Source organism: Cellulosimicrobium sp. EB106-03-01-XG111 (assembly GCF_058792115.1).
Window position 1 is genome coordinate 53,406 of sequence record NZ_JBYTEQ010000016.1, and the last position, 24,231, is coordinate 77,636.

Here is a 24,231-nt window from a genome sequence, read left to right on the forward strand (position 1 = left end):
CAGCGGATGTGGCAAGCGTCACGTCGGGGAGGGCCCTCGGGTCGCCGACCGGGCGACGCACGGACGAGCGGAGCAGGGGTGCGTCGAGAGGGTCGGGCCACGAAGGGCCGGAGCGCGCTGCGGCTGGTGGACGTCGCCGAGCGGGCGGGCGTGTCGCTCGCGACCGCGTCGCGCGCGCTGTCCGGCAGCGACGGGGTCTCGGAGGTCCTCGCCGAGCACGTGCGCGACGTCGCCACGCAGATGGGCTACATCGCCAACCCGCACGCCCGCACGCTCGCGGGCGGCACGACGTCGGTCGCGGGCCTGCTGGTCTACGAGATCGGCGACCCCTACTTCTCCGAGATCGCGAGCGGCGTCGTGCGCGTCGCGACCGAGCACGGCTGGAGCGTGCAGATCAGCCACACGGAGCGCGAGCCCAGCGCCGAGGTCACGCAGATCCGCCTCATGCGCGCGCACCGCGTGGGGGCGATCCTCGTCGCCGGGTCCGGGTACGTCGAGCCCGCGATGGAGGCCGACGCCGCGCGCGAGCTCGAGGCGTTCGAGGAGGCCGGGGGGCGCGTCGTCGTCATCGGGCGGCACCACCTGCCCAGCGACGCCGTGCTGCCCGACAGCGAGGCGGCCGCCGCGACCCTCACCGAGCACGTGCTCGGCCTGGGCCACCGGCGGCTCGCGATCGCCGCCGGCCCGGAGCGCCTGACGACCGTCGCCGACCGCACCGCGGGCATCCGGGCCGCCGTCGCGGCGCACGGCCTCGACCCGGACGACCTGGTCGTCGTGCACGCGCCGTTCACGCGCGAGGGCGGCCGGGACGCCACGGCGCGCATCCTCGAGGAGGCACCCGGCACGACGGCGATCCTCGCGCTCAACGACGCGATGGCCACAGGGGTGCTGTCGCTCCTGCGCGAGCGCGGCGTCGTCGTGCCGCGCGACATGTCCGTCACGGGGTTCGACGACATCCAGGTCGCGCAGGACCTCGCGCCCGCGCTGACGACCGTGCGCCTGCCCATGAGCGAGATGGGCGCCGCCGCGTTCGAGATGGCGCTGCGGCCGCCGTCGGCCCGGCCCCGCCGCAAGCGCACCGACCACGTGCTCGTCGTGCGCGACTCCACCGCCCCACCCCGCCATCCCTGAGTGGGTGGGGCGGACGATGGGGGGTAGGGCCCGGGGTCAGAAGGGCTTGCGCGCGACGACGAGGAACCGCGGCGCCTCGTCGACGAACTCGTGGCCCGCGGCGAGGTGCAGGTGCAGGGCGCGCAGGGGTGCCTCGTAGCGCGCGACCGCCTCGGGCGAGAGCGACGCGAGCCCCGGCACCTGCCAGGCCATGAGCCGCAGGTACCAGAGCAGGGCGGACAGGTCGCGGAACCGGCGCAGGCCCTCGTGCTCGCGCGCGGCGTCGACCACGAACCCGGCCTCGCGGAGCACCTCGACCGCGGCGTCGAGCGTGACCGAGTCCGGGTCCCACGCCGGCTCGGCGCCGAGCGCGGTGCTCAGGCGCACGCCGTCGCGCGAGTCGGCCTGCTGCGTGAGGAACACGCCGCCCGGCTCCAGCACGCGGAGCACCTCGTCCGGGTCGAACTCCTCGTGCCGGTCGAGGACGACCGCGAACTGGCCGTCGAAGAACGGCAGGAGCTGCTCGTCGTCGCCCTCCACGGGCCGCACCTCGACCCCGAGGGGCTCGAGCCGCCGTCGGGCCACCGGCAGGTTCGGGGCCCAGCCCTCGGTCGCCGCGGAGCCCGCGGGGAACGGGCCGAGCGTCGAGAGGAGCTCGCCGCCGCCCGTGCCGAGGTCGAGCACGGGCCCGCGCCCGCTCGCGACGAGCTCGCGCGCGAGCGCGACGTAGTCCCACGGCAGGGGGTCCTCGACGACGCGGCCCGCCACGGGGGAGAGGTCGAACCCGACGACCGGGACCGCGCGGGCCCAGGCGACGTGCTCCTCGAACGAGGCGTCCCGGGCGGGCACCGGCACCTCGCTCGCCCGGTCGGGGGTGTCGGGGGTGTCGGGTACCGCGTCAGGCATGGGTCGATTGTCACCCGCCCGGGCGCCGGAGCCGAACGCGCGAGCGGTGCGCGCGCGTGCCCGCCACGACCCGACGGGGAGGACTCCCCATCGCCCGCACGCAAGCGCGCGCGGTAGCCTCCCCGGTGCCCGCCTCGCGCGTCCCGGACACCGGGTGCCGGCGGGCCGGACGACCGACGAGGGGACGAGGACGACGTGAGCGGTATGTGGGGCGCGGACGTCAACGAGCTGCGGAGGCTCGCGCAGTCGCTGCGGTCCGCCTCCGACCAGCTCGTGAGCACGACGTCCGAGGTCAGCGGCCTCGTGGAGGCGGCGGGCCGCTGGCAGGGCGGCGACGCCGACCAGTTCCGCAGCGAGTGGACCGGCACGTCCGTCGCGCTGCTGCGCGGCGTGAGCCAGACGCTCTCCGAGGCGTCGCAGGCCGTCCTGCGCCACGCGGACCAGCAGTTCGCGACGAGCACCGAGGGCGGGTCCATCCCCTCCCCGGGCGTCCCCGGGCCCGGCGTGCCGACCGGCCCCGGCGGCGGCCCTCCCGGCGCGGGCGACCCGCTCGACGGCTCGATCTGGGACGTCGGCGACACCGCCCTGTCCGCGTGGGGCGCCGGCAGCGGCGCGTGGATCGCGTACCGCACGTTCCTCGCCGCGCGCGGCTTCCTCGACGCGAGCCGGCTCGCGGCGCTCTCGCCCGCGGCCGCGAGCGCCCTGCAGCTCACGCGCGGCATGGCGGTCGGGGACGCCCTGAGCGTGCTCGGGCGGGCCACGACGTTCTCCCGGTTCATGGGCTTCGCGGGCGGTGCGGCCGGCGTGGTCGGCGGCATCAACCAGATCGTCAACACCCAGTACGACGGCGTGCGCGGCGGCGTCGACCGCGGCATGGGCGTCCTGTCCGTGATCGGCGGCGCCGGGACCATGGCGATCGCCGCGGGGCTCCTCACCAACCCGGTCGGCATCGCGGTCGTCGCGGGCGCGGCGGCGGTCGCGGGCGTCTGGGCGCTCGGCAACCTCGTCTACGACAACTGGGACTCGATCACCGGGTTCTTCTCCGACCCGGGCCCGTACCTCGCGGACGGCTGGAACGACGTCACGAGCTTCGTCGGGGACGCGGCCGATACCATCGGCGACGTCGCGTCCGACGTCGGTGACGCGATCGGCGACGGGCTCTCCGCCGCCGGCGACTTCATCGGAGGCCTCTTCTCGTGACCCAGCAGCCGACCATGCAGTGGTCCGCGGCCGACATCGCGGCCGCCGAGCAGACGCTCGCGCGCACGGCGCCCGGCGGGGTGACGCACGTCGTCACGCTCACGGACGAGGAGGTCGCGATCCTCGACGGGCTGCAGAACCCGCAGCTCGTCCCGCTGCCCTGGCTCGACGCGCAGGAGGGCGCGGACCGCACGCTCGTCGGGCGCGTGGCCCTGCGGTCGCTGCTCGCGCGGGGTCTCGTGGTGCCGTCGGACGAGGAGCGCCCGCCCGGGCCGGGCGGCGAGCCGCAGGTCGGGATCGAGGCGGTCACCGAGGTGACGGGCCCGCTCGTGCTGCGCCGCACGGCGTCGGCCATCCTGTCCGCGGACCGCACGACGGCGCTCGGCAAGCACTGGGTGTACGTCTACCTGCACGACGAGGACCGGGTGCTCGAGGAGGAGGTCGGGCCGAGCGGCCACCACTCCTTCAGCGTGTACCCGCTCGCCGAGCTCGCGGGCCGCCTCGCCGTGTTCCTCGACCCCGCGGCGAAGGCCGTGCTCGACGGCCGCGCCCGCACCTTCACGACCGAGCAGTTCGCCGCGGAGGCGCGCACGTCCCCCGAGCTCTCCGGAGCGGTCGCCGTCACGGTGCTCGGCGCGGTGCGCGCGGGCTCGGACTCCCTCGTGCGGGTGAGCATCTACACGACGCCGGACGGCGTGTACGTCGTGCGCGGCGGCGAGCACGGAGCCGACGGCGCGCCCGTCACGCTCGAGATGTCGGAGGTCGGGCCGGCGACGCTGCGCCGCCTGCCCGCCGAGCTGCTCGGCCGATGACGGCCCCGACCGGAGACCGCGCGACGCGCAAGGTGCGCCACTGGGCCGACGCGTCGCGCCTCGGCCGCCTCCGGCACGTCGAGGCCGCGACGCCGAACGGCCCCGCGTGGGCGGTGGTCCTCGTGCTCGTGCTCATCGCGCCAGTCGCCAGCCTGGCCGACGGCGAGGTCGTCGCCGCGGGCGTCCTGCTCGTGGCCGTCGCCGCGGTGCTCGGCCTGCTGCTGTGGTTCCTCGGCTCCGAGAAGCTGCTCGTGCTCGACGGCGGGATCGTCGTGGGCTCGTTCGCGCCGTTCCTGCGCCCGACGGTGATCCCGTGGTCGGGGATCGACCCGCGCACGGTGTCCGCGGTCGTGGGCAACCAGCGCACGATCGGGCTCCTCATGGCCGACCGCGGCGTGAGCGGCGCGTCGCGCACGGTGCTGTGGTCGCGCCGTCCGATCACGTTCCTCGCCGTGTCGCCGGTCGTCGCGCGGCACGCGTGGGCGCAGGGGCAGCCCGTCGACCTCGCGACCGCCCCCGGCTTCGACCTGTGGGTCTTCTCGACGCGGCGTCCGTCCCGGCAGGCACCCCTGGTGCACGCTCTCGCCGCCGCGATGCACGACGCGCGGGTCCCCGGCGCCGACGCGGTCGTCCCGCACGCGCTCCCGCCGCGGCGGCTGCGCTCGACCGCCGAGGACGCCGACCACCTGGGCATCCCCGAGCGGTTCCGCCGCGCGCAGCTCCGGCGCGTCTGACTCCCCGGGCACTGCACGGTCACGGCCGCGTCCGACGCCTCGCCGCGGCCGGGTCACGCCCCAGGCGCGGTCAGGCGGAGGCGGAGCCGAAGGCCGCAGCGAGGGGCGCCGTCGGGCCGTCGTCGGCCGTGCTCGCGCCGCCGAGCGCCGCGACCTGGAGCACCATCCACGGGCTGAACGCCCACGGCGTGGCGGCGACGCCGCGCGCGACGTCCCGCGGGTCCGCCCAGGCGAGCTCCATCACCTCGTCGGGGTTCGCCTCGACCGAGCCCGCCGCCCGGGCGGCGTAGACGGGGCAGATCTCGTTCTCCACGACGCCCGACGCGTCGACGGCCCGGTAGCGGAAGCCGGGGACCGCGACCTCCAGGTCCGCGATCTCGAGCCCGAGCTCGTGCCGAGCGTGGCGGACGATCGACTCCTCGGTCGACTCCGTCCAGCGCGGGTGCCCGCAGAACGAGTTGGTCCACACGCCGGGCCACGTGCGCTTCGCGAGCGCGCGCCGCGTGAGGAGCAGGCGGCCCGCGTCGTCGAGCACGTAGCAGGAGAAGGCGAGGTGCAGGGGCGTCTCGGTCGTGTGGACCGCGGCGCGCTCGAAGGTGCCGGTCCGGCGGCCCTGGTCGTCGACGGTGACGACGTGGTCGGCGGCGACGGGGACGTGCGAGGTCATGCGGCCACTCTCGCACACGCCGCTCGCGGACCGGCAACCTCCTCCGGCGCCGGCGGTGAGCGGGGTCACTCCGCCGGGTTCGCGGACGACCTTGCCGGACCCTCCGGGGCGTGAATTAAGGTGAGGGTAACCTCACTCGTCACGACCCGCCGGGCCGAGCGCCCCCGAGCAGATCCGAGCACCATGACCTCGCCCGCGACCGCCGCCACGACGGCCGGCGTCCCCGGCGGCACGGCACCGGCCGCGTCCGACCGCGCTGACCGCCCGGCCGGGGTCGCTCGGACCAACGCGGGGCGCAGCCTGGGGCTCCTCGTCGCCCTCGCGGTCCTCGTGCTCGCGATCGTGCTGAGCCTCGTCGTCGGGTCGAAGCCGGTCCCGCTCGGCACGGTCTGGGACGCCCTCACCGGGTACGACGGCTCGGGCGACCACGTGATCATCCGCGACCTGCGCCTCCCGCGGACGGTCGTCGGGCTGCTCGTCGGCACCGCGCTCGGCGTCTCGGGCGCCCTCATCCAGGCCATGACGCGCAACCCCCTGGCCGACCCGGGCATCCTCGGGGTCAACGCGGGCGCCGCGTTCGCCGTCGTGCTCGCCGTCGCGTTCCTCGGGCTCACCGACATCGGGTCGTTCATCTGGTTCGCGTTCGCCGGGGCGGTCGTGGCGACGATCGCCGTCTACGCGATCGGCTCGCAGGGGCGCGGGGGAGCGACGCCGGTGCGCCTGACCCTCGCGGGCGTCGCGCTCGGGGCGGTCCTGGGCGGGATCTCCCAGGGCATCACGCTGCTCGACCCGGCGGCGTTCGACCGCATGCGCTTCTGGGGCGCCGGCTCGCTCGCGGGCCGCACCATGGAGATGGCGGGGACGATCGCGCCGTTCGTCGTGGTCGGGCTCGTCATCGCGCTCGTCGTCGCGCGCCCGCTCAACACCATCGCGCTCGGCGACGACCTCGCGAGCTCGCTCGGCGCGCACGTCGGGCGCACGCGCGTCCTCGTCGGCGTCGCGGTCATGCTCCTGTGCGGTGCCGCGACGGCGGCTGCCGGGCCGATCGGGTTCGTCGGGCTCATGGTCCCGCACGTCGCGCGCTGGACGGTCGGCCCGGACCAGCGCTGGATCCTCCCGTACTCGGCGGTGCTCGCGCCCGTCCTGCTCCTCGTCTCCGACGTCGTCGGCCGCGTCGTCGTCATGCCGGGCGAGCTCCAGGTCGGGATCGTCACGGCGTTCGTCGGGGCACCCGTCCTCATCGCGCTCGTGCGCCGCTCGAAGGCGAGCGGGCTGTGAGCGCCCCGGTGCAGGACCGTCTCCCCGCCGGGGCGCCCGGCCCGGACCGGCGCGTCGACTTCGGCCGCCCGACGCGCGTCGTGCGCGGCCGAGGCGTGAGCCTGCGGCTCGACCTGCGCACGCTCGCGGTGTGCGGGGCGCTCCTGCTCGTCGCGCTGGCCGTCGGCGTGGTCGCGCTCACCACCGGCGACTACCCGCTCACCGTGCCGCAGGTGCTCCAGGCGCTCGTCGGTGCCGCCGACGGACCGGTGCACATGGTCGTCGTCGAGTGGCGCCTCCCGCGCGCCCTCATGGCGCTCGTGCTCGGCGCGGCGCTCGGCGCGAGCGGCGCCATCTTCCAGTCGCTCACGCGCAACCCGCTCGGCAGCCCCGACGTCATCGGCTTCAACACGGGCGCGTACACCGGGGCGCTCGTCGTCATCATGCTGCTCGGCGGCGGGTACGTCGGCGTGGCGGCGGGCGCGCTCGTCGGCGGGATCGTCACCGCGGGGGTCGTGTACGTCCTCGCCTACCGGCGCGGCGTGCAGGGGTTCCGCCTCATCATCGTCGGCATCGCGGTGTCCGCGATGCTCGCGTCCGCCAACCAGTGGCTCATCGTCAAGGCCGACCTCGAGACGGCGATGGCCGCGGCCGTGTGGGGTGCCGGGTCGCTCAACGGCATGACGTGGGCGCAGGCGGTCCCCGCGTGCGTGCTCGCCGCGCTCCTCGCCCTGCCGCTCGTGTGGCTCGCCCCGCGCATGGGCCTGCTCGAGCTCGGGGACGACGCCGCGGCGGCCCTGGGCCTGCGCAGCGAGCGGGTGCGGCTCGCGCTCGTCGTCCTCGGCGTCGCGCTCACCGCGCTCGTCACCGCGGCGGCCGGGCCGATCGCGTTCGTCGCGCTCGCCGCGCCCCAGCTCGCACGCCGCCTCACGGGCAGCGCGGGCGTGCGCATCCTGCCCGCCGCGTGCATGGGCGCGGTGCTCCTCGCCGCGAGCGACCTCGTGGCGCAGCGCGCGTTCGCCCCGACCCAGCTCCCCGTCGGCGTCGTCACCGTGAGCGTCGGCGGCGCCTACCTCGTCTGGCTCCTCGTCCGCGAGGCCCGCAAGTGACCCCGACCCCGCAGACCGGAAGGACCCCGGTGGCACCCACCCAGCTCGCGGACGCCCCGCACGACGCGGCCGCACCCGCCGCGCCCGGCTCCGCCGACCGCCCCGCGGCCCCCTCCGCCGACCGCCTGCACGCGGACGGCATCACCGTCGGCTACGACGACCGCGTCATCTCCTCGGGGCTCGACGTGACGATCCCCGACGGCTCGTTCACGGTGATCGTCGGGCCGAACGCGTGCGGGAAGTCGACGCTGCTGCGGGCGCTGTCGCGCCTGCTCAAGCCGTCGCAGGGCGAGGTCGTGCTCGACGGCCGCTCCATCTCGTCCATCCCCGCGAAGGAGGTCGCGCGCCGCCTCGGCCTCCTGCCGCAGTCGTCGATCGCGCCCGAGGGGATCACCGTCGCGGATCTCGTCGCGCGCGGGCGCTACCCCCACCAGAAGCTGCTGCGCCAGTGGTCGCGGGAGGACGAGGCGGCCGTGGTCGCCGCGCTCGCCGCGACCGGCACCACCGACCTCTCGGGCCGCCTCGTCGACGAGCTGTCCGGCGGCCAGCGCCAGCGCGTGTGGGTCGCGATGGTCCTCGCGCAGGAGACGCCCCTCCTCCTGCTCGACGAGCCGACGACGTTCCTCGACATCGCGCACCAGATCGAGCTGCTCGAGCTGTGCGCCGACCTCAACCGGGACCGCGGGCACACGCTCGTCGCCGTCCTGCACGACCTCAACCACGCGTGCCGCTACGCGACGCACCTCATCGCCATGAAGGACGGCGCGATCGTCGCCGAGGGCGCCCCGGCGGAGGTCGTGACGGCCGAGCTCGTCGAGGACGTGTTCGGCCTCCCGTGCCGCATCATCGCCGACCCCGTGACGGGCACCCCGCTCGTCGTGCCCGAGGGCCGGCCCCGCCGCGCCTGACGCGGCCTCGTCTCCCGGTCGGACCACCCCGCCCGACCGGCCCCCCACCGTCCTGCGCTCGCCCGCACCGCCTCGTCGGAGGAGCACCGCATGACCCGCACGACCCGTCCCTCGTCCACCCTGCCCGGCGCGCGCCGTCCGCGGCGTCGGCCCGCGCGCTCGGCACGCTCGGTCGCGGCGGCCACGCTCGCGCTCGGTCTCGCGGCCGTCGCCGCGGCGTGCTCCCCGAGCACCGACGCGGGCTCCGACGGCACGGGGGACGGCGGGCAGTCCGCGAGCGCCGACGGCTGGTCGTGGACGTCCTCGGGCCACGGCACGACGTACGAGCTCGACGAGGCGCCGGACCGCCTCGTCGTCGACGGCTACTCGGCCGCCGCGCTGTGGGACTACGGCGTGCGGCCCGACGGGGTGTTCGGGTACGGCTTCTCGGACACCGGGGCGCTGTCGATCGGCAACGCGCGGGTCGACGAGATGGAGGTCGTCGGCACCGACGCCGAGCTCAACCTGGAGAAGCTGCTCGCGCTCGACCCCGACCTCGTGATCGGGTTCGGGACGGAGGACGGCACGGCGTGGCGGTGGTGGGACGAGAAGATCACCGAGGAGGCGACCGCCGTCGCGCCGTTCGTCGGGATGAAGTTCTCCGGCCGCCCCGTCGTCGAGGTGATCGAGGACTACGCGTCGCTCGCGGAGGCGCTCGGCGGCGACGCGGACACCCCGGAGGTCGCCGAGGCGCGCGCCGCGTTCGACGAGCGCCTCGACACCCTGCGGGCGATCGCGGCGGAGAAGCCGCTGACGATCCTGCCGCTCAACGGGGCCGAGGAGCTGTGGGTCGGGCAGCGGACCCTGGGCCAGCTCGCGCTGCTGGAGGAGCTGGGCTTCACGATCGGCGGCCCGCAGGACCAGGAGGCCTGGGCGGAGCTCAGCTGGGAGCGCGTGCCGGACTACCCGGCGGACGTCGTGCTCAGCTACACCGGCTCCGACGAGGCCATGGCGGCGAACCCCGTGTACGCGGGCCTGCCCGCGGTCCAGGCGGGGCAGGTCGTGGGCTGGGACGACAAGCGCCCGTTCACGTGGGCGAGCTACGTCGAGTGGTTCGACGAGCTCATCGCGGTGCTCGACGGCGCCGCGGTCGTCTCGGGGCCGCCCGCGTCCTGACCGTCCCACCAGTCGAGGACGACGGTCGCGTGGTACGTGAGCCAGCGCGACGGCTCGCCCGCGGGGGCGTCGACCTCGAACCACACGCGGCCCGGGTGGCGCCGGCCCTGGAGCCAGGTGCCGTCCGGGCGCCGCGCGCGGCGGACGTGCTCGACCTGTGTCTTCTCCCCCCCCCCCCCCTCCCCCCCCTCCCCCCCCCCCCCCCCCCCCCCCCGGGTCCGGCGGCGTGCCGTCGAGCAGCGATGCCGCGCGCAGGTAGACCAGCGCGTTGAGCATGCTGTAGTACCAGCGGAACGGGTAGGCGAGGCGGAACGCCCAGTCCCCGACGGGCTCGCCGGTGCCGAGCCGCCGGAACAGGCCGCGGCGGAGCAGGTATTCCTCGCCGGTGCGCCGCGCGGCGCGCAGCTCGTCGGTCGCCCCGGCGTGCTCCTGGTAGGCGAGGAGACCCTTGAGCGCGTTGAGCGTCGAGTGGTACGACGACACGGTCGCGCCCTCGACCCACGCGCAGTTCCACCCGCCGTCGGGCAGCCGCCCGTCGAGGACGGTGCGGAGCAGCCCGGACACGTCGACGCCGAGCCACGCGCCCGCGGCGAGCGTGTACCCGTTGATGCACCAGTCGACCTCGCCGCCCCAGTAGGGCAGGTCGTCGTACTCCCAGCGGCAGTGCTCGGCGAGCAGCTCGGGCGTGCGACGCGCGCGGAGCACCTCGGGGTCGAGCCCCCACTCGCGCAGCGCGACGAGCGACCAGGTGGTCGCGGTCCAGGGCTGGCCCTCCTCGGGCCTGCCCTCGGCGTCCGGCGCGGCCGCGCCGTCCCCGCCGACGTCTGCGGGGAAGTACGCGCCGCCCGCCCACTGCCCGTCGGGGTCCTGGAGCGCGAGGAGCCGGGCGCCGAAGCCCTCGGTCGCGACGCGCGCCCGCGTCGCCCGCCACACGGACGGCGGGGCGTGCACGACGTCGCGCTCCACCTGCCAGCGCAGCGCCGGGTCGGCGTCGAGGAGCCAGCCGACGACATCGCCGTCGACGGGGCCTCCTGGCGTTCGGTCGGCCATCCCGTCACGCTACGCCGGGGGACGGCCGACCGCCGTCCGTCAGACGAAGCCGAACACGGGCGGGAACACGAGGGCGACGACCGCCGCCCACGCCGCGTAGACGGGGAGGAAGCGCGTCTGCCACGCGACGAGGTCGGCGAAGGGCCGGCGCCCGCGGAGGAACGCCGTCGCGAGGACGGCCGACCACACGAGGTGGACGAGCAGCAGCAGGTTGAGCCCGAGCGCCGCGGCCTTGTTGGGGCTCACACCGAACTCGGCGATGCGCGTGAGCATCGCGGTCAGCGCGACCGCGTCGACGGCGAGCGCCGCCACGACGAGGACCACCTGCAGCCCGTCGAAGAGCGACCGCGGCGCGAGCGGGTCGCGCGCCGACACGGAGTAGAGGAGCAGGCAGAGGACGAGCACGAGGATCGCGTCCATGAGGATGAGCAGCTCGCGGTCGACGGCCGCGAGGTTCCCCGCGGTCGCGAGCACGACGAACACGGCGACCAGCATGACGAGCGTGAGCGGCGTGAAGACGCGCGTCAGCACGGGAGCGATGTTCTCGACGACGTTCTGCTTCGCCTCGACGAGCCACGCGGCGACGACGAGCGCGCCCGGGACGCACAGCGGCAGGATCCAGTCGCCGAGGTAGGGCTCGAGGTCCACGCCCGCGAGGGAGAAGACGCCCGCCGTCAGGCCGAGCAGCACGCCGCCGCCGAGCGCGATGAGCGTGTAGTAGACGGCGAGCTCGCCCGTGAACCGTGCGAAGTCCATGCGGCGCGCGTCCGAGCGCCACCGCCCGCCCACGTACGCGATCCCGACGACCGCCCACAGGGTGGCGGGCGCGGCGAGCGCCGCGAGGACCAGGGTCGAGCCCGTGGGCTCGAACGGGTACACGTTGAGGACGACGCCCAGCACGACGAACGGGACGACGAGCGCGCCGACGACGCGCAGCGTGACCTGGCGCTTCCACGCGAGGTAGGCCGTGAGGAACGGGAGCACGAGGAGGCCGGCGTTGAGGGCGACCGCCTCCTCGTCGAGCAGCGTCGTCGCGACCTTGACCGCGACACCTGCGGCGACCGCAAGACCCAGCACGACCGCGAGCTCGCGCCACGAGCGGGTACGGCCAGGTTGCTCTCCCACGAGGACGAGCTGCTTCCACAGGCGCTCGGAGTGCTCCTGCGCGAACTCGCGCGACAGGTCGTCGAGCGTGCCCATGCGCTTCACGGCGACGAGGAACGCCTCGTCGTCGTCCAGACCCGTGGCACGGAGGTCCTCGACCCGCTCGCGCAGGTGGTCCTCCATCTCGTCGACGTCCGCGGCGGAGATCGCCTCCCGGCGCCGGACGTACCCGCGCCACTGGTCGATCTGCGCCTCGAGCGCGGCGTGCGGGCCAGGGCTCGCCCCGTCGGTCGGTGCGGTCGCGGCGCCCATCAGGCCCACCCCTCCGCGACGCGCGGCGAGCTCTGGAGCCCGTCCTGGGCGGAGCGCCACACCTGCTGGAGCGCGTGCGCGACGACGTCCCACTGGGCCTGCCGCTCGACGAGCGCCTCGCGCCCCGCGGCGGTGATCGCGTAGTGCTTGCGGCGCCGGCCGACGTCGGACGTGCCCCACGACGCCTCGACGAGGCCGAGGCGCTCCAGCCGGTGCAGCAGCGGGTAGAGCATGCCGTCGGTCCACTGCATCCGCCCGCCCGAGAGCTCGTCCACGCGCTTGAGGATCGCGTAGCCGTAGGACTCGCCGTCGGCGAGGATCCCGAGCACGAGCGGGGTGGCCGAGGCGGCCACGAGGTCCTTGTCGATACGCATAGCGCTCCTATGCCTAGTTGTTCTAGGGGTTACTACCCTAGCAGTTCTAGGGTCGGACTCGGCGGCGCGACCCGGCGCTACGGTGGCGCGATGGACGCCGCGACCCACGCCCGCCTCGTGCGAGGCCACCTCGACGCCGGGACACCGGAGGCCGTGCGCCGCCTGCGCGCCGTCGTCGACACGCTCCCGGACCGCGCGGAGGAGATCGTCGTCACCGTCTTCCCCGACCAGGACGGCGAGGGCACGTTCGACGTCGTCGTGTCGCTCGACGGCCCCGACGCCGCCGTGCTCGACCGGGTGATCGCGCCGCAACGCACGCTGTTCGAGGTCGTGCACGGCGAGGACGGCCCCGTCCCGGACGTACCCCTCGTCGCACCCGGCCGGGCCCCGTACGACGCGCGCGACGTCGTCGTCGACACCGCCGCCGACTGGGTCGTGGAGGTGTGGGACGCCGCAGCGCGCGGCAGGTCGCGCGTGCCGGGCATGGTGGACGGGCACGACGGCCACGGCACCTCCGTGCCGCGCGCGCTGGCGCCGTGAGCGGTGGCGCCCCAGCCGAGCGAGGCCGCCGGAAGCGCCGCCCGGAGGAAGAGCAAAGGCCCGGGAATGAGGAAGAGCACGGGCCCGGAAACGCGAAAGTCACGGTCAGGGACGTCCTGACCGCGACCTCGCCACGTCGGGAGGTTCACGGCGGATGGCCGGTCTGCCCGGGCAAGTCGTGTCTGTGATGTTACTCCGCCGCGTTCGGGATAGCCGGATTTGCGATGCGCTGTTGCCGAATCGCTAATTGCGCAGTGGTGTGCAAGTGATGGGATAGGTGGTGGCTGCTCGGCCGGCCCGGCTACTGCATGAGGAGTTCGCGCCCTTCGCGCCCGGCACGGCGAGCGGACCGCACCGGCGTGCCGGGAAGGACCACGAGGCTCTCACGGTCGCCGTCGTGGCGAGCGCGGGTAGCTCCTGCCGCGCCACCCGAGAACGAACTCCGCCACCGATCGCGCCACTCTCGAGCGTCAGGCCCTCCGCGAGCGCCGCGACGCGCAGTTGCGCGCTGCGACACGCAGTGGGTCTATGCCGCGCTGGGCGAGTCCCCCGCGCAGCAGCGATCTTGCTGATAGACAAGCTCTGCACGTTCGTCGAGGCAACCAAAGGAGCAGTCTTGAACAACATGCGAAGGTGTCTGATGGCCGCGCTCGCGGCCGGTTCGCTCGTGGCGACAGGTATCACGCCGGCCACGGCAAATCAAGAGAATGCGGATCGGGTGGCCCAGCCGGCTGGCCGCGACGTGGCCGACTACCCGACCACCGTGCGTCTCGAGCACCCGGTGAGCATCGACGCGATCGTCGAGGCGGCGGCTCAACTGCCAGTTGCGCCAATGGGCTACCGATTCGAGCAGGATGGCGTGGAAGGGGAGTTCTACCCCAATGGCGCCGAGGACGTCGCGCAGTTCAAGGATGACTTCCTGGGAGACTACGGAACAGAGGCCGAGATCGTGGGCGTGGTCCTGGCGCCGCAGGCCGCGAGCGCCGAGGTGAGTCGAGTGGCGGTGGGTGTCGAGATCGTCGATCTCGCGGCAGGTCTGGCCCCGTTCGACGCGCCTCCGGTCAACGAGGACGGCGAGGTCGTCGAGCGCGCGGAGAGTGAACCTCCCGCGAACGGAGGGCCGCAGCTGCGAGCGGCAGGGTCGTGGGTCCCGACCTACATGGAGGTCGGGGCGATGAACCAGATGAACAACCAGGCGGTGATCTCGACGTACAACTTCTGGGAGTACGGAACGCCGACCGCGTTCCCTAGCGGGTGGGGAATGGAGATCAACACATATATGCTCAACTCGGCCATGGGCTCGTCGCTACGCCCGCTCTGCCCAAGCGGGTATCAGCGCGCGTTCTGGGCAGGGCGCTCGACATCGAGCAACGACGGGATCATCTCCTGGTCGATCTTTAATTCCCAGGCGGCACTCAACAAGGCATCGATCGGTGCGTATTGGGACTGGGTTGATACTTTCGACGAGTGTGACACGCAGAGTATGACGATTGGCATCGGCTACCCGCGGAACATATCCCTCGACCCGAATGGGTACTACGTTATTCAGACCGTCATCCGGACGAACAAGGGTAGTGTTGCACGAAATCCTGCGGGCGGGTATTACCAGGGCATCACGGACGACTGTGGTCTCATGTCGCCCGCGAGCCACTGCATGGGGCTGAACACTGGGGCGGGCTGGCCTTATCCAGGGTATGGCGACCAGGTCTCGGCGTTCCTGCTGCCGCAGGCTTCGACGGGCCTGATCGGGCAGTTCCCAGGGTGCTACAACTGGGCTAAGGGCTCGCGCACGCAGGTCGGGGCCCCTTGGCTGTGCGGAGATGGCTCGGGGACGACGTGACGCCTAGCGGATAGCGCGCTTGTGGCGGGCTCGGCGTGTTTCCGCGACGGTCAGGCCGGCGATCCCGAGTCCGCCACAAGTGATCGTGAGCACGGTGCTGGCAGTGCTGATGGTGCGTGATGTGCGCAGCTCGCTGCCGTCGGGCATCCGCCACTGGCAATTGACGCGCGCCGGAAAGAGCGAGTAGGTCCCACTCACCGGGTCGACATCGGCGTCGAAGCCGGGCGGGATCGCCTGCCCCATGACGCACGGGAGTGTGCCCGAGCCGCCGTACCGAAATTGCTCGATTGCCACGGGCGAAACGGCTGCGAAGAACCCGAGGAACAGCGCGAGGATTGACAGGAGCGCGAGCGCACCGTTCCCTCGTGGTCCAGGAGTGATCGCACCGGTTGAATTCCCCTGCGGCTGAGCCATGGCCCCGATGCTACGCGACGGGTGACGGGCTGAGGGCGCTTCACCCGCGGTTTCCGCGGGGGCCCCGGCGCACCCTCGACCGCTTGCGCTCGGCACGGCGCCCAAGCGGGTGGCACGCAAGGCGGTCGGTCTTCGCCAGTCCTTGACGTTGCCGACGAGCGGCGGGGCGCCTCGTGGCTTTCACCGTCGAGAGACCGGACTCGACGGTGCACCTCGAAGCCACCGGGCCAAGCCGCAGTGGATGGTCGACGGGTAGCCCTCATCTCGGACCCACGGATGCAGGATGTCGCCCGACCTGTGAGTGGACGCTAAGCGTGGCCAGTCGAGGCGTCCAGCGCAGTTCGTGGCAGACATGCGTTCACACGTCCGCCACGATGCATACGTGATCCGTACGTCCTCGATCCTGCCGATCCGCCGACGCCGCAGCTCGTACCTTGATCGGCGCGTCCGACGTCTCACCGGCGGACCGCACCGAAGACCATGACAGCTTCGTGGTCACGCGGCAACAGCACCAGGCACCGAACCACAGCCCGCGCGACGCCCGATGCGCCCTCAGACGCCTCCACACACCGCTCGACTCACCCAAGCACCGCCAGGGCCCTGGTCGGCCACGCCCAGAACCGGCGAACGCCGTCGTCCACCGCTCCGCACTGACCCGGAACGCAGAAGTCCCGGCCAGGATCACCTGACCGGGACTTTCCGAAGGTCCTCCGACTGAGAAGTCGAAACCCTCGTTCACGTGCGCGAGGGGGGAGTTGAACCCCCACGCCCTTTCGGGCACACGGACCTGAACCGTGCGCGTCTGCCTATTCCGCCACTCGCGCGTGCCGCAGAAGACTAGCACGACGCGAGGGACCGACCGGCACCGCGCCGTCGTGCGTGACGCCCGCCACCCGGACGCACCGCGGCGCGGGCCCGTCGTCGACCACGACCTTCATCGCCCTCGAGCATGCCGTTCTTCCTGGGAAGAGCGGCGAGACGACAGCAACCTCGTGCTCGGCGGGGGAGCGGACGCCCGACGTTCACACGCTCCGCCACGAAAGCGCCACATCCGTCCGGTAATCGTCCGGCGAAACGGGCCTGCTGGTCCGACGCGATCGATACGATCTAGGTAGTCTGCCCGGACGCGGGTGCGCGCGGGGGGCCACCGGAGAGGGCGCCGGCAGAGCAGACGAGATCCGCGCGGCGCGAGCCGCGGCACGAGCGAGCACGAGGGAGGAGGTGGCATGGGAGTCCTGGACCGCTTCGAGAAGGGCGTCGAGCGCGTCGTGAACAACGCCTTCGCCAAGGTGGGACGCAGCGAGGTCAAGCCCGTCGAGCTCGCGAGCGCGCTGCGGCGCGAGGTCGACGACCGCGCCGCCGTCGTCGACCGCGAGCGCACGGTCGTGCCCAACGAGTTCACCATCGAGCTGTCGGTGGACGACTTCGGCCAGGTCGAGGGGTGGGGCGCGGAGACGCTCGCCGACGAGCTGGCGTCGAACGTCACCCAGTACGCCGCGTCGCAGCACTACGCGTTCGTCGGCCCCGTGAGCGTGAGCTTCGAGCAGAACGACACGCTCGACGTGGGCCGCTTCCAGCTCCGCTCGGCGAGCGTGCGCGGCAACGTCGCACCCGCCACGACGGCGTCCCCGAGCACGCGCCACCCGCTCGTCGACATCGACGGGCAGCGCTACCTGCTCACCGGCCCGGTCACGGTGATCGGCCGCGGCTCGGAGGCCGACATCGTCGTCGACGACCCGGGCGTCTCGCGGCGCCACCTCGAGATCCGCGTGACCCCGGAGGGCGTGATCGCGACGGACCTCGGCTCCACGAACGGGCTGTTCGTCGAGGGCCACCAGGTGCCGGCCGCGACGCTGCTCGACGGGAACTCCCTGACGATCGGCCGGACCCGCATCATGTTCTGGACCGGCGCGTCCGACAACGAGGAGTGGTGATCCGGCCCGCATGACCGATCTCACGTTCACCCTGCTCCGGCTGGGCTACCTGGTGCTGCTCTGGGTGTTCGTGCTCTCCGCGATCGGTGTGCTGCGTCGGGACCTGTACGGCACGAAGATCACGCCGCGCCGCGGCAAGAAGGGCGGTCCCGCACCCGCCGCCCGCCCGACGTCGGGCCCCACCCCGGCCGCGCCGGAGCCCTCGCGGCCCGCCACGCCCGCGGGCCCGTCGCGGCTCGTCGTCACCGCCGGCCCGCTGACCGGCACGACGATCCCGCTCACGACGTCGTCGATCCTCATCGGCCGCGCGCCGAGCTGCACGCTCGTCCTCGACGACGACTACTCGTCGTCGCGCCACGCCCGCATCTTCCCGCAGCACGGGTCCTGGTTCGTCGAGGACCTCGGCTCCACGAACGGCACCTACGTCGAGGACCAGCGGATCGCCCAGGTCACCCCCCTGGGCCCGGGGACGCGGGTGCGGATCGGTCAGTCCGTCGTCGAGCTGCAGAGGTAGCCCGCAGTGAACATCGCCCTGCGCTACGCCGCGCGCTCCGACGTCGGGCTCGTGCGCTCCAACAACCAGGACTCCGGCTACGCGGGCCCGCACCTGCTCGTCGTCGCGGACGGCATGGGCGGCCACGCGGGGGGCGACGTCGCGTCGTCCATCGCGATCGCCGCGCTCGCCCCGCTCGACGGCGAGTCGCACGGCCCGGACGACGCGCTGGCCGAGCTCGAGCGCTCGATCGACCACGCCCGTCAGGACCTCGTGGACCGCAGCGTGACCGACCCGGAGCTGGTCGGCATGGGCACGACCGTCACCGCGATCCTGCGCGCGGGCAACAAGCTCGCCATGGCGCACCTCGGCGACTCGCGCGCCTACCTGCTGCGCGACGGCGAGCTGAACCAGGTCACGACGGACCACACGTTCGTCCAGCACCTCGTCGACACGGGGCGCATCTCGGCGGACGAGGCGGAGACCCACCCGCAGCGCAACGTCGTCATGCGCGTGCTGGGCGACTTCGACATCGACCTCACGCCGGACATGTCCGTGCGCGAGGCGAAGCCGGGCGACCGGTGGCTCCTGTGCTCGGACGGCCTCTCGGGCTTCGTCAGCCAGGAGACCATCGCGCAGACGCTCACCGAGACGGACGACGTCGACGCGTGCGCCGACCACCTGCTCCAGCTCGCGCTGCGCGCGGGCAGCACGGACAACGTGACGGTCGTCGTCGCGGACGTCGTGGACGTCGACGCCCTGCCCGACGGCGGGGCGCCCGGCACGGGCGCGCAGGTCGTGGGGTCCGCGGCGATCGACCGCGACGCCCCGACGTCGGCCGCGGACGGCCCGGCGGCCCGCGCCGCCGCGCTCATGGCGAGCACGAAGGCGACCGCACCGACCGAGGAACCGGACGCCGACGCGCCGGACGAGGACGGTGCGGAGGCCCGGACCGCCGTCGAGGGCTCCGGCGACGACGAGGACGACGTGCGCCCCGGTCGCGCCCCCCGGCGCTGGATCACCGTGGTCGCGATCCTGCTCGTGGTCGCGGGCCTGGGCGCCGCCGGCTGGGCGGGCTACCGCTGGACGCAGTCGCAGTACTACGTGGGCGTCGCCGACGGCCAGGTCGCGGTGTTCCGGGGCATCCCCGAGAACGCGGGCCCGGTCACGCTGTCGACCCCGATCGAGCTCACGGGCACGCGCGTCGACGACCTGCCGGGCTACGTCGTCGACCGCCTGGAGACCACGATCCCCGCGGAGTCGCTCGAGGACGCCCGCGCCCGCGCGGAGCGGCTGGTCGCCGAGGCCGCGGAGGACACCACCGAGACCCCCGCGACCGACGGCTCGACCGACACGCCGGACGGGACCACGGACGGCGCGGCGACGGGGACCCCGGAAGCCGACGCGCCGAGCGTGACCCCGGCGCCCGCCGACGGCGCCGGCTCGGGGGCCTGATGGCCACGGTGGAGACCACCGAGGTGCGCCCCGGCCGGGGTGCGGAGCTCGGTCTGCTCGTCCTCGCGCTCGCGCTGGGCATCGGGGCGTACGCGCTCGTGGGTCTGCAGCTCACGGGCGAGCTCCCGGGCCGCTTCTACGTGTACAGCGTCGGGACGGTGGTGCTCGCGGGCGCCGCGCACGTGCTGCTGCGCTTCAAGGCGCCGTACGCGGACCCGGTGATCCTGCCGATCGCCGTCGCGCTCAACGGCATCGGCCTCGCCATGATCTTCCGCCTCGACCTGGGCTCGCAGGTCACGGGCGGCACCCAGGACCTCGCGCCGCGCCAGCTCCAGTGGACAGCGCTCGGCATCCTCTGCGCGTTCGCCCTCGTCTGGTTCCTGCGCGACCACCGCACCCTGCGCCGCTACACGTACACCGCGATGATCGCGGGCATCGTGCTCGTCGCGCTGCCGCTCGTCCCGGGTCTGGGCACCCGCATCAACGGCGCCCAGATCTGGATCAACCTGTTCGGCTTCTCGCTCCAGCCGGCCGAGTTCGCCAAGGTCGCGTTCGCGATCTTCTTCGCGGGGTACCTCGTGACGAACCGCGACACGCTCGCGCTCGCCGGCCCCCGTGTGCTCGGCCTCCAGCTCCCGCGCCTGCGCGACCTCGGGCCGATCATCATCGTCTGGCTCGTCTCGCTCGCGATCCTCGTGTTCGAGCGCGACCTCGGGACCTCGCTCCTGTTCTTCGGCCTGTTCGTCGCGATGCTCTACATCGCGACCGAGCGCGTGAGCTGGGTCGTCATCGGTCTGCTCCTCATCGCGGTCGGCGCGGTGCTCGCGGCATCGACTTTCGGGCACGTGCAGGCGCGCGTCGACGTGTGGCTGCACCCGTTCGACCCGGAGATCTTCGGCCGCAGCCCGGGTGGCTCGGGCCAGCTCGTGGGCGGCCTGTTCTCGCTCGGCAACGGCGGCCTCTTCGGCACGGGGTGGGGCGCGGGCTACCCGCGCACGGTCCCGTACGCGTTCTCGGACTTCATCTACGCGTCGCTCGGCGAGGAGCTCGGGCTCACGGGCCTCATCGGCATCCTGCTCGCCTACCTCGTGCTCGTGGAGCGTGGCCTGCGCACCGCGATCGGCGTGCGCGACGGGTTCGGCAAGCTGCTCGCGGGCGGCCTCGCGTTCGTCATGGCGTGGCAGCTCTTCGTCGTGGTCGGCGGGATCACGCGGATCATCCCGCTCACCGGCCTGACCATGCCGTTCGTCGCCCAGGGCGGGTCGTCGCTCCTCGCGAACTGGCTCGTCGTGGGGCTGCTGCTGCGCATCTCGGACGACGCGCGCCGCCCCTCCTCCCTGCCCGTGCGCGGGCAGGTCGCGCCCGGCGGGGCGCGCAGCCGCACCGACTCGGACCCGGTCGCGGTCGTGGGCGGCGGCGCGGCCGTGGGCGCCCTGCCCGACGACGCACCCACCACGGTCGGCGCGCCCACCGTCCCCGGTCCCGCCACCGGCCCCACGCGCGCGACGACGGGCGTCCAGCCCGCGGTCGGCCGCACCGGGGAGGTCCCCGACCACCCCGACGACCTGCGCACGGAGGTCGTCCGCCGACCGGACGCCGCCACCGAGACCGACCGCGACCCCTGGGGAGGAGCCCGGTGAACGTCCCCCTGCGTCGCGTCGCGACCGTCGTCCTCGTGATGTTCCTCGCGCTCATGGTGTCGACGACGTACATCCAGTTCGTCCAGGCCGACTCGCTCAACAACGACTCGCGCAACGCCCGCACCATCTACCGCGAGTACAACAAGTTCCGCGGCCCGATCGTCGTCGCGGGCGACGCCATCGCGTCCTCGACCCCGGTGGACGACGCGTTCGGCTTCCAGCGCCAGTACTCGAACGGCCCGCTCTACGCGCCGGTCTCCGGCTTCCTGTCGCTCACCAACGGGCGCACGGAGATCGAGGACAAGGAGAACGACTACCTCAACGGCGAGGCGAGCTCGCTGTGGCTCGACCGCCTGAGCGCGCTCTTCACCGGGCAGCAGCCGCAGGGCGCGTCCGTCGAGCTGACGATCGACCCGGCCGCCCAGCAGGCCGCCTGGGACGCGCTGGGCGACCAGCGCGGCGCCGTCGTCGCGATCGAGCCGAAGACGGGCCGCGTCCTCGCGCTCGTGTCCAAGCCCAGCTACGACCCGAACGAGCTCGCGACGCACGACACCGCCCTCGCGCGCCAGCGCTACCAGGAGCTGCTCAACGCCGAGGGCAACCCGATGTCGAACCGGGCCATCCGCGGCAACACGTACCCGCCGGGCTCGACGTTCAAGATCGTCACCTCGGCCGCGGCGCTCGAGAGCGGGCAGTACACGGCCGAGACCGTGATCCCGGCGCCGGACGAGCTGCCGTACCCCCAGTCGACGCAGACGATGAAGAACTTCGGCGGCACGCGCTGCTCGCCCACGGGCGAGATGACCCTCGCGGACGCGCTGCGCATCTCGTGCAACACCGCGTTCGGCGACCTCGCCATGACCCTCGGCGAGGACGCGATGCGCGACCAGGCCGAGGACTTCGGCTTCGACGCCTCGCTCGAGATCCCCATGGACGTCACGCCGAGCCGCTTCCCCGCCGAGGGCACGCCGGGCGCGGACGCCGCCGGGATCGCGCGCGCCGGCATCGGCCAGGGCGAGGTCAAGGTCACGCCGCTCCAGATGGCGATGGTCGCCGCCGCGATCGCGAACGACGGCGTGCAGATGGCCCCGTACACGGTGGAGACGATCCGCAACCCCGACCTCGACGTCGTCCGGCAGTCGGAGCCGCGCCGTCTGCGCACCTCGGTCTCCCCGTCGACGGCGGAGCAGCTCACCCAGATGATGCTGGGCGTCGTGCAGAACGGCTCCGGCAAGTCGGCGCAGATCCCGGGCGTGCAGGTCGCGGGCAAGACGGGCACCGCCGAGACGGGTGGCGAGGCCGCTCCGCACGCGTGGTTCACGAGCTTCGCCCCCGCCGACGACCCCCAGGTCGCGGTCGCGGTCATCGTCGAGAACGGCGGCTCGATGGGCAACGAGGCGACGGGCGGCGCGATCGCCGCGCCGATCGCCCGCGCCGTCATGGAGGCGGTGTTGAACGGATGAAGCCGGTCCGGGGGCTGACGCTCGGCAACCGCTACCGCCTGGTGCGGCGCATCGCCGTCGGCGGCATGGGCGAGGTGTGGGTCGCGGCCGACGACGCGCTCGGCCGCGAGGTCGCGGTCAAGGTCCTGCGGAGCGAGTACGCGGGGAACGAGGACTTCCTCAACCGCCTGCGCACCGAGGCCCGCAACAGCGCGGCCCTCTCGCACCCCAACATCGCGCAGATGTACGACTACGGCGAGACCAACGGCTCCGGGTACCTCGTCATGGAGCTCGTCGTGGGCGAGCCCATGGCGGACCTGCTGGAGCGCGAGCCGGTGCTCCCGCCCGCGCGGCTCCTCCCGATCCTCGCGCAGACCGCCCGCGCGCTGCACGCCGCCCACCTGTCCGGCGTCGTGCACCGGGACGTCAAGCCGGGCAACATCCTCATCGACCGCTCCGGCACGGTGAAGATCACCGACTTCGGGGTCTCGCTCGCGGCCAACCAGGTCCCGATGACCGCGACGGGCATGGTCATGGGCACGGCCCAGTACCTCTCGCCCGAGCAGGCGGTCGGCCAGGCCGCGACCGGCGCCTCGGACATCTACGCGCTCGGCATCGTCGCGTACGAGTCGATCGCGGGGAACCGGCCGTTCACGGGGTCCACGCCGGTCGACATCGCGGTCGCGCACGTCAACGAGCCGGTGCCGCCGCTGCCCACGTCGGTCGACCCGGAGCTCGGCGAGCTCGTCATGGTCATGCTCGCCAAGGACCCGCTGGCGCGGCCTCACCCGGCCGACGCGCTCGCGCGCGTCTTCGAGGGCATCGGCGCGCGCCTCGCGAGCGACCCCTGGTCCGCCCGCACGGGGGCGCCAGCCCCCACGCGCCGCGCGCGCCGGGCCCGCACCACCGCCGACGACGTCCCCGCGCTCGAGCCGGACCCGGCACCCGTCATCACCCCGCTCGTCATCCCGGCCGCGGTGCGCGACCCGCACGCGCCCGACCCGACGAGCCCGTGGGTCGCCCCCGAGCCGCGCCGTGCCGCGCACGCCGCGTCGGCGGGGGAGACGGCGGACGCGCCGCCGCCGTCGGCCGGCACCCCGCCCGGGCCGCCCGACGACGACGCGACCCACGTCCGGCCGCTCGGCCGGCACGGCGGGACGGTCCCGGCGACCGCCGAGCCCGTCCCCCCGGCACCGCCCGCCCCGGACGACGCCGCGCCCGGCCCCGCCCTCCCGTGGGAACGCCCCGTCCCCGCCGCCCCGGCGGACGACCCGGCCGCCCCGCGCTCGTACCCGCCGCGACGCGAGATGCACGGTCCGACGCGCTCCTCACGACGGCCGCAGCCCACCCGCGCGGGCACGCGCCCGGCCGGCGCCCCCGGGCGTCCGGCGAGCCCGACGCGCGTCGAGCCCGTCGCCCCCGCGACCCGCGCCGAGGCGCGCCGTCAGTCGCAGTCGGCACCGGTACCCTCACGCTCCGCGGGGCGCCGCACGTCGACCACGACGGGCCGCCGCCTGGGTGGCCTGCCCAACGGCCTGACGTGGCCCCTCGTCGCCCTCCTGGGTCTCCTGCTCGTGCTGGTGATCGCGACGATCGCCACGCTCGGGGACCGGGACGGCGACGGCGGCGACGCCGCCCCCGTGCGGGGCGCCGAGACCTCCGTCGAGGTCGCCGTGCCCGACGCCGAGACGCTCCCCGGACGGGTGACATCGTGACGACATCGTGCTGTTCCCCGCGTGACCGCAGGGCTCCGGGTGGGATGATTGCGCCAGCTG

The 24,231-nt window shown here is 74.0% G+C and carries 22 protein-coding genes and 1 tRNA gene; 17 read left to right on the plus strand and 6 right to left on the minus strand.

What is annotated here, in order from left to right; translation table 11 throughout:
* Positions 1-78 precede the first annotated feature (78 nt).
* A complete protein-coding gene (locus tag AC3WT4_RS13365; RefSeq protein ID WP_074804079.1) occupies positions 79-1,131 on the plus strand; it encodes a LacI family DNA-binding transcriptional regulator in 1,053 nt (350 codons plus the stop codon).
* A gap of 36 nt (positions 1,132-1,167) precedes the next feature.
* On the opposite strand, the gene AC3WT4_RS13370 is transcribed toward AC3WT4_RS13365, so the two are convergent.
* The gene (locus tag AC3WT4_RS13370; protein ID WP_400113248.1) at positions 1,168-2,016 is read right to left on the minus strand and encodes a class I SAM-dependent methyltransferase; all 849 of its coding nucleotides are present in this window, start codon (positions 2,014-2,016) and stop codon (positions 1,168-1,170) included.
* A gap of 195 nt (positions 2,017-2,211) precedes the next feature.
* Between AC3WT4_RS13370 and AC3WT4_RS13375 the strand changes: the two genes are divergently transcribed.
* Genes AC3WT4_RS13375 through AC3WT4_RS13385 form a run of 3 tightly spaced genes read left to right on the plus strand, consistent with a single transcriptional unit; the run spans position 2,212 to position 4,762 of the window.
* Positions 2,212-3,216 carry a WXG100 family type VII secretion target gene (locus AC3WT4_RS13375; protein WP_137281383.1) on the plus strand — a complete coding sequence of 335 codons (1,005 nt, stop codon included), beginning with the start codon at positions 2,212-2,214 and terminating at the stop codon, positions 3,214-3,216.
* Positions 3,213-4,028: a hypothetical protein gene (locus tag AC3WT4_RS13380; RefSeq protein WP_492315662.1), complete on the plus strand. Its 816-nt coding sequence runs from the start codon at positions 3,213-3,215 to the stop codon at positions 4,026-4,028. The genes AC3WT4_RS13375 and AC3WT4_RS13380 overlap by 4 nt, the downstream gene beginning before the upstream one ends.
* A complete protein-coding gene (locus tag AC3WT4_RS13385; RefSeq protein WP_492315663.1) occupies positions 4,025-4,762 on the plus strand; it encodes a hypothetical protein in 738 nt (245 codons plus the stop codon). The genes AC3WT4_RS13380 and AC3WT4_RS13385 overlap by 4 nt, the downstream gene beginning before the upstream one ends.
* A gap of 70 nt (positions 4,763-4,832) precedes the next feature.
* Here AC3WT4_RS13385 and idi read toward each other — a convergent pair whose 3' ends face one another.
* Positions 4,833-5,429: an isopentenyl-diphosphate Delta-isomerase gene (idi, locus tag AC3WT4_RS13390; RefSeq protein WP_492315664.1), complete on the minus strand. Its 597-nt coding sequence runs from the start codon at positions 5,427-5,429 to the stop codon at positions 4,833-4,835.
* A gap of 183 nt (positions 5,430-5,612) precedes the next feature.
* Between idi and AC3WT4_RS13395 the strand changes: the two genes are divergently transcribed.
* The 5 genes from AC3WT4_RS13395 (at position 5,613) to AC3WT4_RS13415 (ending at position 10,495) form a co-directional block, all read left to right on the plus strand.
* Positions 5,613-6,707 (plus strand): iron chelate uptake ABC transporter family permease subunit, encoded by a 1,095-nt coding sequence (locus AC3WT4_RS13395; RefSeq protein ID WP_492315665.1) that lies wholly within the window; start codon positions 5,613-5,615, stop codon positions 6,705-6,707.
* A complete protein-coding gene (gene fepG / locus AC3WT4_RS13400; protein WP_228485153.1) occupies positions 6,704-7,795 on the plus strand; it encodes an iron-enterobactin ABC transporter permease in 1,092 nt (363 codons plus the stop codon). The genes AC3WT4_RS13395 and fepG overlap by 4 nt, the downstream gene beginning before the upstream one ends.
* 125 nt (positions 7,796-7,920) lie before the next feature.
* The gene (locus AC3WT4_RS13405) at positions 7,921-8,703 is read left to right on the plus strand and encodes an ATP-binding cassette domain-containing protein (RefSeq protein ID WP_074804392.1); all 783 of its coding nucleotides are present in this window, start codon (positions 7,921-7,923) and stop codon (positions 8,701-8,703) included.
* 90 nt (positions 8,704-8,793) lie between these two features.
* Positions 8,794-9,858 carry an ABC transporter substrate-binding protein gene (locus AC3WT4_RS13410; protein ID WP_492315666.1) on the plus strand — a complete coding sequence of 355 codons (1,065 nt, stop codon included), beginning with the start codon at positions 8,794-8,796 and terminating at the stop codon, positions 9,856-9,858.
* Positions 9,859-10,306: 448 nt separating this feature from the next.
* Positions 10,307-10,495, plus strand: coding sequence for a hypothetical protein (locus AC3WT4_RS13415; protein WP_492315667.1), 189 nt, complete (start codon positions 10,307-10,309; stop codon positions 10,493-10,495).
* Positions 10,496-10,947: 452 nt separating this feature from the next.
* Here AC3WT4_RS13415 and AC3WT4_RS13420 read toward each other — a convergent pair whose 3' ends face one another.
* Positions 10,948-12,324, minus strand: coding sequence for a permease prefix domain 1-containing protein (locus tag AC3WT4_RS13420; RefSeq protein WP_492315668.1), 1,377 nt, complete (start codon positions 12,322-12,324; stop codon positions 10,948-10,950).
* Positions 12,324-12,698, minus strand: coding sequence for a PadR family transcriptional regulator (locus AC3WT4_RS13425; RefSeq protein ID WP_492315669.1), 375 nt, complete (start codon positions 12,696-12,698; stop codon positions 12,324-12,326). Before AC3WT4_RS13425 ends, AC3WT4_RS13420 begins: the two co-directional genes overlap by 1 nt.
* A gap of 90 nt (positions 12,699-12,788) precedes the next feature.
* On the opposite strand from AC3WT4_RS13425, the gene AC3WT4_RS13430 reads away from it, so the two are divergent.
* Positions 12,789-13,238, plus strand: a complete 450-nt coding sequence (locus AC3WT4_RS13430; protein WP_492315670.1) for a DUF6389 family protein — start codon at positions 12,789-12,791, stop codon at positions 13,236-13,238.
* Positions 13,239-13,878: 640 nt separating this feature from the next.
* A complete protein-coding gene (locus tag AC3WT4_RS13435) occupies positions 13,879-15,078 on the plus strand; it encodes a hypothetical protein (RefSeq protein ID WP_492315671.1) in 1,200 nt (399 codons plus the stop codon).
* A gap of 3 nt (positions 15,079-15,081) precedes the next feature.
* Here the strand turns inward: AC3WT4_RS13435 and AC3WT4_RS13440 are convergent, their stop codons facing one another.
* Entirely contained in the window at positions 15,082-15,492 is a 411-nt protein-coding gene (locus AC3WT4_RS13440) for a hypothetical protein (RefSeq protein WP_146177766.1), read from the minus strand.
* 740 nt (positions 15,493-16,232) lie between these two features.
* Positions 16,233-16,316: transfer RNA gene (locus AC3WT4_RS13445), tRNA-Leu, on the minus strand.
* 402 nt (positions 16,317-16,718) lie between these two features.
* Between AC3WT4_RS13445 and AC3WT4_RS13450 the strand changes: the two genes are divergently transcribed.
* Genes AC3WT4_RS13450 through AC3WT4_RS13475 form a run of 6 tightly spaced genes read left to right on the plus strand, consistent with a single transcriptional unit; the run spans position 16,719 to position 24,171 of the window.
* The gene (locus AC3WT4_RS13450) at positions 16,719-17,426 is read left to right on the plus strand and encodes an FHA domain-containing protein (RefSeq protein WP_021480387.1); all 708 of its coding nucleotides are present in this window, start codon (positions 16,719-16,721) and stop codon (positions 17,424-17,426) included.
* 10 nt (positions 17,427-17,436) lie between these two features.
* The gene (locus tag AC3WT4_RS13455) at positions 17,437-17,940 is read left to right on the plus strand and encodes an FHA domain-containing protein FhaB/FipA (protein WP_108050898.1); all 504 of its coding nucleotides are present in this window, start codon (positions 17,437-17,439) and stop codon (positions 17,938-17,940) included.
* A gap of 6 nt (positions 17,941-17,946) precedes the next feature.
* The gene (locus AC3WT4_RS13460) at positions 17,947-19,374 is read left to right on the plus strand and encodes a Stp1/IreP family PP2C-type Ser/Thr phosphatase (protein WP_108050900.1); all 1,428 of its coding nucleotides are present in this window, start codon (positions 17,947-17,949) and stop codon (positions 19,372-19,374) included.
* Positions 19,374-21,014 carry an FtsW/RodA/SpoVE family cell cycle protein gene (locus AC3WT4_RS13465; RefSeq protein WP_492315672.1) on the plus strand — a complete coding sequence of 547 codons (1,641 nt, stop codon included), beginning with the start codon at positions 19,374-19,376 and terminating at the stop codon, positions 21,012-21,014. The genes AC3WT4_RS13460 and AC3WT4_RS13465 overlap by 1 nt, the downstream gene beginning before the upstream one ends.
* Positions 21,011-22,477, plus strand: a complete 1,467-nt coding sequence (locus AC3WT4_RS13470) for a peptidoglycan D,D-transpeptidase FtsI family protein (protein WP_492315673.1) — start codon at positions 21,011-21,013, stop codon at positions 22,475-22,477. Before AC3WT4_RS13465 ends, AC3WT4_RS13470 begins: the two co-directional genes overlap by 4 nt.
* Positions 22,474-24,171 carry a serine/threonine-protein kinase gene (locus tag AC3WT4_RS13475; protein WP_492315674.1) on the plus strand — a complete coding sequence of 566 codons (1,698 nt, stop codon included), beginning with the start codon at positions 22,474-22,476 and terminating at the stop codon, positions 24,169-24,171. Before AC3WT4_RS13470 ends, AC3WT4_RS13475 begins: the two co-directional genes overlap by 4 nt.
* Positions 24,172-24,231 lie beyond the last annotated feature (60 nt).